Origin of the sequence: Dyella sp., from assembly GCF_035486915.1 — a bacterium.
In the GTDB taxonomy this organism is placed as follows: domain Bacteria; phylum Pseudomonadota; class Gammaproteobacteria; order Xanthomonadales; family Rhodanobacteraceae; genus Dyella_B.
Map to the genome: position 1 here is coordinate 1 of NZ_DATHMR010000152.1, position 10,516 is coordinate 10,516.

Consider the following 10,516-nt stretch of genomic DNA (forward strand, 5'->3'; position numbering starts at 1 on the left):
AAACGTTATAGGCACCAAGAATGGGTTGGTTTACCAAGCCCGCCATCGATGCCGTATTGACAATGTGGCCGCGATAACTGGGATCGGCTTTAGCGGCAGCCAGCATCAGTGGCGTAAATACGCGCACACCGTGAATCACACCCCACAGGTTTACGCCCAACGTCCATTCCCAATCGCGTACGCTGCTTTCCCAAACCAAGCCGGACGTAGCGACGCCTGCATTGTTAAACAACAGATGCACGCCGCCGAAGGCTTCCATCGATGCGGCAGCAAGTGCTTCGATTTGTGCGCCGTCGGAAACGTCCAGCACACGTACGATGACTTGCGCGCCCCCAGCTTCGAGCTCGACACGCGTTTGCTCCAGCGCATCGGCCTGGATATCAGCCAACACCAACTTCATGCCATGCGCTGCACCGATACGTGCGAACTCACGGCCGAAGCCTGAACCCGCACCGGTGATGACCGCGATCTTACCCGCGAAGTCATTCATACTGCGCTCCAACCGCCATCGACCGCCAAGATTTGTCCTGTGATGTGCTTGCCTGCATCCGATGCAAACAAGAGCGTAGCGCCCTTCAGATCTTCATCATCGCCCAGGCGCTGCAGCGGCGAGTTACCGATCAAGGTTTCCTCACCCAGGGTTTTGATCAGCACCTGCGACATTTTTGAGGGGAAGAAGCCAGGCGCCAATGCGTTGACCGTGATGCCGTACCTACCCCACTCACCCGCCAACGTGCGAGTGAAATTCACCAGCGCGCCCTTGCTGGTGTTGTAGGCAATCGTCTGCATCCCGCCCGGTGGGTTGCCACGCAGACCGGCAATCGATGCGATATTGAGGATGCGCCCGTAGTGACGCGGAATCATCGATCGCTTGCCGATCTGTTGCGTGAGCAGGAACAAACCGCGGATATTGAGATTGAATACCTTGTCCCACGCCTCCGCCGGATGATCTTCTGCCGGCGCGCCCCAGCTCGCCCCGGCGTTGTTGATCAGAATGTCGATGTGACCCAGTTCCTCTAACGCGGCATCCGCTAGTGCAGCAATATCGGCGTCCTTCGAACCATCGGCAGCTACCCAGTCCGCATCAATACCCAACTTTTGTAGGTGCGCCTGAGCCTGCTGCAATTCGTCCGCCTTGCGTGCGGAGAGCACCAGTTTTGCACCATAGCTACCTAGTGCCTCGGCCATCTGCAAACCAAGACCTCGCGAGCCGCCGGTAATGAGCGCGGTTTTTCCGGTGAGATCGAAAATATTTTTATCGAGCATATCGGCACTCGGAATATGGAATGGGCATCAGTAACAAGCATCCCGCATGTCCAGCGTGGTGCTATCCAGGCTGGCCAGCAGATCGAGTTGCGCATCGACTTTGGGAAGCTCCCAGTGGAAGAAATAACGTGCGGCACTGCGCTTGCCTTCATGGAAATCGCTGCTACGCGTTTCCGCCACGATGGCTTGTTCCAGCCAGATCCATGCGATGGCAATATGGCCAAACGCCTCGAGATAGATACTGGCATTGGCCAACGTGAGCGTGGGATCGTTTGCGGTCCACACCGTGCGCGTTACGTCCGCAAGGCGTCGCAGACGCACCTGCAGCGCTGTCGCAAAACCGACCAGATTTTCGTTCTCGTTGGCCTTCGCAATGGTTTTCGACACGCGATCTGCAAACAACTTGAACGCCGCTCCGTCGCGCATCACCACCTTGCGCCCCAGCAAATCCAGCGCCTGGATACCGTGAGTGCCTTCGTGAATGGGATTGAGCCGGTTGTCGCGGTAAAACTGCTCTACCTTGTAGTCGCGCGTATAGCCGTAACCGCCGTGTACCTGGATGGCCAGATCGTTGGCGGCCAGGCACCACTGCGCCGGCCAGCTCTTGGCAATAGGGGTCAGGATATCGAGCAACATCGTCAGTTTCGCGCGCTCGTCCAAATCGGCCGCGATCTGCGCTTCGTCGACCAATCGCGCGCAATACAAGTTGAAAGCGAGAGCACCTTCCACATAGGATTTCTGCGCCAGCAACATGCGCTTTACGTCAGCGTGCTCGATGATGCGGATCTGCGCGCTGGAGGGATCTTTTCCGTCGACGCCTATCGGGCGACCTTGCGGACGGTTGCGCGCGTACTCCAAAGCGTGGAGGTAGCCGGTGTAGCCCAATGCCACGGCACCAAGGCCAACCCCGATGCGTGCTTCGTTCATCATGTGGAACATATAAGCCAGACCTTGATGCGCCTCGCCCACCAAGTAGCCCACTGCCCCGCCCTTGCCTTGCGGGCGGTAGCGTCCGCCCTCGCCAAAATTCAACAGGCAATTGACCGTGCCGCGATAACCCATCTTGTGGTTGATGCCGGCCAGTTGTACGTCGTTGCGCTCGCCAAGCGTGCCATCGTCGTTGACGATGTATTTGGGCACGAGCAGCAAGGAAATGCCCTTGACGCCGGGAATCAGCTTCCCATCTGGACCAGGAATTTTCGCCAGCACCAGATGCACGATGTTTTCGGACAGCTCGTGGTCGCCGCCGGAAATCCACATCTTGTTGCCGGTCACACGATATTGCGGACCGTATTTCGATTCGCATTCGTAATCGGCGCGCGTACTGATATCGGACAGCGATGATCCCGCCTGTGGCTCGGATAAGCACATCGTGCCGAAGTAACGGCCTTCCCATTCCGGCTTGGCAAAGGTGTCGACCTGCGCTTCGTTACCGTGCGCCAACAACAGATTTGCGTTGCCGATGGTCAGCAACGGATAAGAACTCGTCGCGACATTGGCTGCGTAGAAATAACTCAGCCCCGCCATGTTCACGACCATGGGAAGCTGCATGCCGCCGACAGCGTAATCCTGGGTACTGGCGATCAAACCGGCATCGGCGAATGCCTGAAGTGCGGGCTTCACCTCATCGATGACGCGGACAGCTTCACCGTCGAAATGCGGCTCGTGTTGATCGGATTTCTGGTTGTGCGGCGCGAACATTTCAGTCGCGATGCGCTCGCACGTATCTAGTACCGCATCGAAGGTTTCGCGACTGTGGTCCGCATAGCGTCCGGCGCGCGTGAGCGAATCCACATCCAGCCATTCGTACAGCAGGAATTCGATATCGCGGCGCGAGATAAGCAAGGAGTTCATAGGCGGCTCAGGCGATTTCAAACAAACCGGCGGCGCCTTGCCCGCCACCAATACACATGGTCACGACCGCGTACTTGATCCCACGACGCCTGCCTTCCAACAAGGCATGTCCGACCAGCCGCGCACCGCTGACACCGTAGGGATGACCGACTGCAATCGCACCACCGTTGACATTGATGCGCTCGTGCGGAATGCCCAGCGTATCCATGCAGTACAACACCTGCACCGCGAACGCTTCATTCAACTCCCACAAGCCGATGTCATCGACCTTCAAACCAGCGCGCTTGAGCAACTTCGGCACGGCAAACACCGGGCCTATGCCCATCTCGTCCGGCTCACAACCGGCCACGGCGAAACCGCGGAAGATGCCTAGTGGCTTGATCCCGCGCTGTTCGGCCAATTTGCTGTCCATTACGACTGCAGCGGAAGCACCGTCGGAAAACTGGCTGGCATTACCTGCGGTGATCACGCCACCCGGAACGGCCGTACGGATTTTAGAAACGCCTTCGTAGGTTGTATCCGCGCGAATACCTTCATCAGCCGCCAGGGTGACCTCGCGCGTCAGCAACTGCCGCGTCTGTGGATCGGCCACGCCGGCCAGTACCGTAATCGGCACGATCTCATCGTTGAACTTTCCGGCAGTCACCGCAGCCGCGGCACGCTGCTGGCTTTCGACACCGTAGCGATCTTGGCGCTCGCGCGAAATGCCATAACGCTTGGCGACGTTCTCCGCGGTCTGCAACATCGGCCAGTACAGCTCCGGCTTGTGCTGTTGCAACCAGCCTTCGACAAACATGTGTTGATTGATCTGGTTCTGCACGCAGGAAATGCTTTCGACACCGCCGGCAACGTGAATATCGCCCTCGCCTGCGAGCACGCGCTGCGCAGCCATGGCGATGGTTTGCAAGCCGGAGGAACAAAAGCGGTTCACGGTTGCACCGGACACGGTCACTGGAAGACCGGCACGAATCGCGATCTGCCGCGCAATGTTGCTGCCCGTGGCGCTCTCAGGCCATGCGCAACCCATCAGTACATCTTCAACTTCAGCCGGGTCGATGCCCGCGCGTGCAACGGCGTGTTGCACGACGTGCCCGCCCATGGTCGCGCCATGGGTCATGTTGAGTGCGCCCTTCCAGCTCTTGGCCAATCCGGTGCGTGCGGTGGAAACGATGACGGCTTCTTTCACGGTGATGTCTCGGTCGAATGCGGAGGTGGATTTATTCGTTCGCGGTGTTCAGTCGTTCAACGACTTGCCGGCTTCGGCCCGTTGCACCAGCAACGGTGCGGGTTCCCACGCTTTTCCTACGTAGCCTTTTGCATAACGACGCATCGCCGCCAAGACGTTGTACAAGCCAACGCTGTCGGCATAGAACATCGGGCCGCCGCGCCAGATCGGGAACCCGTAGCCAGCGAGGTAAACAACGTCGATATCGGAGGCTTTTGCAGCGATACCTTCCTGCAGGATATGCGCGCCTTCGTTCACCAACGCATAGACCAACCGCTCGACAATCTCCTCATCGCTGATGACACGACGTGTCACACCGATATCTTTCGAATGTTGCACAACCATTTCGTTGACTTGCTGCGACGGATACGCCGTGCGGTCGCCGGGCTTGTAGTCGTACCAACCAGAACCGGTCTTTTGCCCATAGCGGCCGAGTTCACACAGGAGGTCGGCTGTTTTTGAATAAGTCATGTCGGGCTTTTCGATCGCACGTCGTTTGCGAATTGCCCAACCAATGTCGTTGCCTGCCAAGTCGCCCATGCGGAACGGGCCCATGGCGAAACCGAACTTTTCGATGGCGCGATCCACTTGCTGCGGCAGCGCACCTTCATCCAGCAAAAATCCAGCTTGGCGGCCGTATTGCTCAATCATGCGGTTGCCGATAAAACCGTCGCAAACGCCAGAAACGACGGCTGTCTTGCCGATTTTTTTCGAGAGTTGCATAACGGTGGCGAGCACATCTTTGGCGGTTTGCTTGCCGCGAACCACTTCCAGCAATTTCATGACGTTGGCGGGGCTGAAGAAATGCGTGCCCAACACATCCTGCGGACGTGTGGTGAACGCGGCGATGCGGTCGACATCGAGTGTCGATGTATTGCTGGCCAGGATCGCTCCGGGCTTGGCAATGGCATCGAGTTGCGTGAACACCGCTTGCTTGACGCTGTATTCCTCGAACACCGCCTCGATGATCAGGTCGGCTTGCTTGAGGTCGTCGTAAGAGAGCGTCGGCGTGATCAACCCCATGCGCTGCTCGACCTGTTCCGCGGTCAACTTGCCTTTCTTCGCACTGTTCTCATAGTTTTTTCGGATGGTGGCGATACCGCGGTCCAGCGCCTCCTGCTTGGTTTCCAGCAAGGTGACTGGCAAACCGGCGTTGAGGAAATTCATGGTGATACCGCCACCCATGGTGCCCGCACCAATCACGCCGACGCGACCAATCTCGCGCACGGGGACGTCAGCGCCGATGTCGGCAATCTTGCTGGCTGCGCGCTCGCCGAAAAAGCCGTGCCGTAGCGCTTTCGATTCCGGCGTGTTGATCAGCTGGGCGAAGATTTCGCGCTCGACCTCGATGCCTTTGTCGAAGGGCTGTTTTACCGCTGCTTCAATGGCATCTACGCATTTCAACGGCGCAGGATAATTGGCTGATGCCGCAGCGACGGCGGTACGCGCGAAGCCGAGAAAACCTTCGGCGTTGGCATGCCCGATGTTCCAATCGCGCACCTTAGGCAACTCACCGGACGCCGATGCCTCACGTGCAAAGGCGATCGCTGCGTGCAACGTGTCGCTCTCGACGACGCGATCGAAAAGCTTGGTTTCCGCAAGTTTTCCGGCGACTACCGGCTCGCCGGAGACGATCATGTTCAACGCCGTTTCAAGTCCGACCGCACGTGGCAATCGCTGCGTACCGCCTGCACCGGGAAGAATGCCAAGCTTTACCTCCGGCAGCCCAATCTGCGCGCGCGGATTCACCACGCGATAATTCATACCAAGAGCCAGCTCCAACCCACCGCCCAGAGCGAGCCCTTCGATGGCTGCAACGGTCGGTTTCTTGCTGTTCTCGAATGCAGCAATCACCGTATTTAGGATGGGTTCGCGAACCAGATCAGGTGTACCGAACTCGCGGATATCCGCACCGCCAGAAAAAGCACGCGCACCACCTGTCACTACGATGGCTTTTACTTGTGCATCGTCCAACGCTTGCTGCAGCGACTCCATCAGACCACGCCGTGTCGACAAGCCAAGGCCATTGATCGGCGGATTTTGCATCGTGAGGATCGCAATGCCATCGCGGACTTCGTATTTGACAGACATTTTTATTCCTGTGTTTACATATCGATCGCGTCAAGGCGATCTGTTCTTAGTGGACGGTAGATCATGGATTGCCGACCTTTTGCGCAAACGTCCAACCCAGCTCGGCCAGTGGCTCTGCATGACGGCCATATTCGGCCGCGCGCGGATTGCTGGCCGTTCCGGTTTGTGCACGTTTGGCAATACCCTGCAGAATGGCCGCTATCCGGAACAAGTTGTACGCGAGATAGAAGTTCCATTCGCCGCGCGCGGTGCGGCCGCCGCGACACTCATATGCGTGGGTATAAGCGGCGACACTCGGAATTCCCAAAACAGCTAGATCCAATCCCGCCAATCCGGGCAACAAGCCAGGGCAGACATACCAACTCATCACGTGATAGGCGAAGTCAGCCATGGGATGACCCAAGGTCGACAACTCCCAATCGATCACCGCCAGGATGCGCGGCTCGCTCGGGTGGAAAATCACGTTGTCGATGCGGTAATCGCCATGTACCAACGACACCACGTCGTCATCGGCAGGAATGTGCGCGGGCAGCCACTCGATCAGACGATCCATCGCATCGATTGCGACGGTGCGGGTGGCATCGTATTGCTGGGTCCAGCGCTCGATCTGCCGTGCGAAATAGTTACCCGGTTTGCCGTAGCCAGAAAGCCCCACGGCGTTTGGATCCACCCGATGCAATGCACTGATGACGCGATTGAGTTCGTCGTACAACGCGGCACGTTCGACGGGTTCGACATCGGGAAGAGACATATCCCAAAAGATGCGTCCTTCTACGTGATCCATTACATAGAACGCGCGGCCGATAATGGATTCGTCTTCGCACAGACAATACATGCGCGCCACCGGCACATCGCTACCGGCCAACGCGGATTGCACGCGAAACTCGCGTTCGATGGCGTGTGCAGATGGCAGTAACTTCGAACGTGGGGCCGGCTTGGTGCGGAGCACATAACGATGCCCCGGCGTTTCAAGCAGATAAGTGGGATTGGATTGGCCACCCTTGAAGCGCGTGATCGAAATGGGACCTTGGAAGCTCTCGATGTGCACTGCCAGATAGCTTTCCAACGTCGCTGCATCGAACGGCAATGGCATATCGCTCGCGTTGGCGGCGGCATTACTCATGCAACTGCCCTCACCAGGCGTCCGCCGACTAGCGTCGGCACGACGTCGATGATGTCTTGTTGGGATGCATAGTCCACCTCATCCTCAAAACCCTCGCTTTGCATGATTTGACCAACACGCGCGGTATATAGCGCCGTGCGCGAGTCGCAGCCTCGATAGGCGTGCAGTGCCGCATGCGCGGCGTCGGTCAAGGCGTAGCTGCCGATTTTCATCAGGTGCGCGACGATATGACCGGCACCGTGAAAATCTTCCAGATTGAATCGGTCCAGTGTCCCCGCGCAAACGATAAGTACGGGGGCTTCAGGATGTTGCATCGACACGAGCGCAGCTAACGCCTTGCCATTGGTCAAAGCGCCGACATAGACATGCGGAGCCTGTGCGACCGCGACGAGTGCTTGCGTGCCATTCATCGTGCAATAAACCATCTCGCCGCCATCCAGCGCATGGTTGGCGTGCGCATGCGCCGCGAGGGCTAGCGGCGTAGCAGGCGCAAAACCGGGAATCATCCGTCCCATATATTCGCCCGCAAGCAAGCAACGACCCACCTGCCCGGCGACGCGCACGGCATCGTCGCGATGACGTACCGGGTAGATGCCGGCGATGCCTTGGGAGAACGCATGCACGATGGTGGTCGTTGCGAACAATACGTCCAGTACTACGACGACTTTGCCCTCCAGTCGAGCGGGATCGATCTCTTCCCTTTTTAGTAGTACGTGAAGTTTCGGCATGGCTTCCGCTGGAGCGACTAATGGCTTCGGTTCGATTTTAGTTTCATCTAATGAAACTTATTTCTGTATTTCGAAACACTCTAGCCCACACTCACGGGCCGTAGCAAGACATCTGATCGCACAAAAAAATGCTGCTTTGCATCGTGGATGGCCCGAATTCCAGTGCTTGCGCTAGGCAGAACTCGCGTCTACCATCGCTGCATATCGGCGAAACATAGTTTCATATAATGAAACATGAGGGCCGCCCAACGGATAGAGGCATCGATGGACTTTTCCTATTCCCCAAAAGTGGAAGCGCTGTGCGTCGAACTGACGCGATTTTTCGACGATGCCATCTACCCCAATGAGGCGCGCTACCTGCAAGAAGTTCAGGCCAATCGCGACGCGGGCAATGCATGGGTGCCAACGCGAGTGATCGAAGAACTGAAGCTTCGTGCCCGCGAACTGGGCCTGTGGAATCTTTTTCTGCCAAAGTCGCCGCGCGCGCCGCAGGGGTTATCCAACCTGGAATATGCGCCACTGTGCGAAATCATGGGCCGCGTGCCCTGGGCGGCCGAGGTGTTCAACAGCTCCGCGCCCGACACCGGCAACATGGAAACCATCGAGCGCTACGGCAGCGAAGCGCAAAAGGACCGCTGGCTGGAACCGTTGCTGGCCGGGGAAATCCGCTCGGCGTTCCTGATGACAGAGCCGGCGGTGGCTTCGTCCGACGCTACCAACATCCAGTGCTCGATCCGCCGCGACGGCGACGATTACGTGATCAACGGACGCAAGTGGTTTTCTTCCGGTGCCGGCGACCCACGCTGCACGCTGTACATCGTCATGGGCAAGACCGACCCGGATGCCCCGACTCACCAACAACAATCCATGATCCTGGTGCCGGCCGATACGCCCGGCATCGAGATATTGCGCCCTCTTTCGGTGTTCGGCTACGACGACGCCCCGCATGGACACATGGAAATCGAGTTGCGTGATGTGCGCGTACCGGCCAGCAACCTGTTGCTCGGCGAAGGTCGTGGATTTGAAATCGCGCAAGGGCGACTGGGGCCCGGTCGCATCCACCATTGCATGCGCACCATCGGCATCGCCGAACGCGCCCTCGAACTCTTGTGCCAACGGGTGCAGTCGCGCGTGGCCTTCGGCAAGCGCATCGGCGATCACTCGGTTTGGCACGAACGCATCGCCGAAGCGCGCTGCATGATCGAGCAAGCACGCCTGCTTACGCTCAAAGCCGCGTATATGATGGACACCGTCGGCAACAAGGTGGCACGCGCAGAGATCGCCATGATCAAAGTGGTGGCACCGAACATGGCATGTCAGATCATCGACTGGGCGATCCAGGCCCATGGCGGCGCCGGTGTTAGTCAGGATTTCCCCCTGGCCTTTGCCTACGCCGGAATCCGTTCGCTTCGCGTTGCCGATGGACCGGATGAAGTCCACCGCGGCACTATCGCGCGACTGGAGCTAGCGCGTTACCACGCGCAGACAACTCAATAAGGGCAAGCAGGCATGGGAAATCCAAAACGCAAAGCAGATACGTTTCTCCAACCCATCGGGGAGGACCATCCGCAATTCGTCAGCGCGGTCACGCGGGCGTTCTCGATCCTGCGCTGTTTTGAATTCGGCGAACAGTACCTGGGCAATCAGGACATCGCACGTCGTACTGGATTACCGAAGCCGACTGTGTCGCGAATGACCTTCACGCTATCGGCGTTGGGATATCTCGAATACTCCTCCCCGCTCGAAAAATATTCGTTGGGCCCGGCGATCCTGTCGCTGAGCCACGCCTATATGAAGAGCAACGACATTCTGTCGATCGCGCGTCCGCTGATGCGTGAACTGGCCGAGTACACCCAAGCCGCCGTGATGCTAGGTACCAGCGATGGCCGACGGATGTTCGTGCTGGAAGTGTGTCAGGGCGACGCCACGTTCCATCTCAAGCTCGAGCCTGGCGCGCCGGTGCCGCACGGTTCCAGCGCACTGGGGCGCGCCGACCTCGCCGTACGTCCGCAGAAGTACTTCGATCAGTACATGGATGACCTGAAACAAGACTGCGATCCGGCTCTTTGGCCCAAGATCCGCGCCGGTATCGTGCAAGCACGGCAGGACTATGAGAACTACGGTTTCTGCTTTTCATTGGGCGACTGGAATCCGGATGTCTTCGCTGTCGGTGTGCCGCTGGTATCAGCCGATCGCAGCCGAATCCTTGCTTTCAACTGCAGCGGTCGT

General features: G+C 58.2%; 9 protein-coding genes. 2 read left to right on the forward strand and 7 right to left on the reverse strand.

Going from position 1 to position 10,516, the window contains the following annotated elements; genetic code table 11:
- The 7 genes from VK725_RS12065 to VK725_RS12095 form a co-directional block, all read right to left on the reverse strand.
- Positions 1 to 490: SDR family NAD(P)-dependent oxidoreductase (locus VK725_RS12065; protein ID WP_325318301.1), on the reverse strand; the 490-nt coding region annotated here is incomplete at its 3' end.
- Positions 487 to 1,266, reverse strand: coding sequence for an SDR family oxidoreductase (locus VK725_RS12070; RefSeq protein ID WP_325318302.1), 780 nt, complete (start codon positions 1,264 to 1,266; stop codon positions 487 to 489). The genes VK725_RS12065 and VK725_RS12070, both read right to left, overlap by 4 nt.
- A 27-nt stretch (positions 1,267 to 1,293) precedes the next feature.
- Positions 1,294 to 3,120: an acyl-CoA dehydrogenase gene (locus tag VK725_RS12075; RefSeq protein WP_325318303.1), complete on the reverse strand. Its 1,827-nt coding sequence runs from the start codon at positions 3,118 to 3,120 to the stop codon at positions 1,294 to 1,296.
- A gap of 7 nt (positions 3,121 to 3,127) precedes the next feature.
- Positions 3,128 to 4,306: an acetyl-CoA C-acyltransferase gene (locus VK725_RS12080; RefSeq protein ID WP_325318304.1), complete on the reverse strand. Its 1,179-nt coding sequence runs from the start codon at positions 4,304 to 4,306 to the stop codon at positions 3,128 to 3,130.
- Positions 4,307 to 4,354: 48 nt separating this feature from the next.
- Positions 4,355 to 6,436, reverse strand: a complete 2,082-nt coding sequence (locus VK725_RS12085) for a 3-hydroxyacyl-CoA dehydrogenase NAD-binding domain-containing protein (RefSeq protein WP_325318305.1) — start codon at positions 6,434 to 6,436, stop codon at positions 4,355 to 4,357.
- Positions 6,437 to 6,497: 61 nt separating this feature from the next.
- Positions 6,498 to 7,559 carry a phosphotransferase gene (locus VK725_RS12090; protein ID WP_325318306.1) on the reverse strand — a complete coding sequence of 354 codons (1,062 nt, stop codon included), beginning with the start codon at positions 7,557 to 7,559 and terminating at the stop codon, positions 6,498 to 6,500.
- A complete protein-coding gene (locus VK725_RS12095) occupies positions 7,556 to 8,287 on the reverse strand; it encodes a 2-phosphosulfolactate phosphatase (protein ID WP_325318307.1) in 732 nt (243 codons plus the stop codon). The genes VK725_RS12090 and VK725_RS12095 overlap by 4 nt, the downstream gene beginning before the upstream one ends.
- Before the next feature lie 264 nt (positions 8,288 to 8,551).
- Here VK725_RS12095 and VK725_RS12100 point away from each other — a divergent pair, with 264 nt between their 5' ends.
- Positions 8,552 to 9,784 (forward strand): acyl-CoA dehydrogenase family protein, encoded by a 1,233-nt coding sequence (locus VK725_RS12100; RefSeq protein ID WP_325318308.1) that lies wholly within the window; start codon positions 8,552 to 8,554, stop codon positions 9,782 to 9,784.
- Positions 9,785 to 9,796: 12 nt separating this feature from the next.
- A partial coding sequence (locus VK725_RS12105; RefSeq protein ID WP_325318309.1) for an IclR family transcriptional regulator occupies positions 9,797 to 10,516 on the forward strand: 720 nt, incomplete at its 3' end.

Coding starts and splice junctions, on each gene's coding strand:
- VK725_RS12075 (WP_325318303.1), bottom strand. CDS start 3,120: ATGAACTCCTTGCTTATCTCGCGCCGCGATATCGAATTCCTGCTGTAC.
- VK725_RS12095 (WP_325318307.1), bottom strand. CDS start 8,287: ATGCCGAAACTTCACGTACTACTAAAAAGGGAAGAGATCGATCCCGCT.
- VK725_RS12085 (WP_325318305.1), bottom strand. CDS start 6,436: ATGTCTGTCAAATACGAAGTCCGCGATGGCATTGCGATCCTCACGATG.
- VK725_RS12100 (WP_325318308.1), top strand. CDS start 8,552: ATGGACTTTTCCTATTCCCCAAAAGTGGAAGCGCTGTGCGTCGAACTG.
- VK725_RS12090 (WP_325318306.1), bottom strand. CDS start 7,559: ATGAGTAATGCCGCCGCCAACGCGAGCGATATGCCATTGCCGTTCGAT.
- VK725_RS12070 (WP_325318302.1), bottom strand. CDS start 1,266: ATGCTCGATAAAAATATTTTCGATCTCACCGGAAAAACCGCGCTCATT.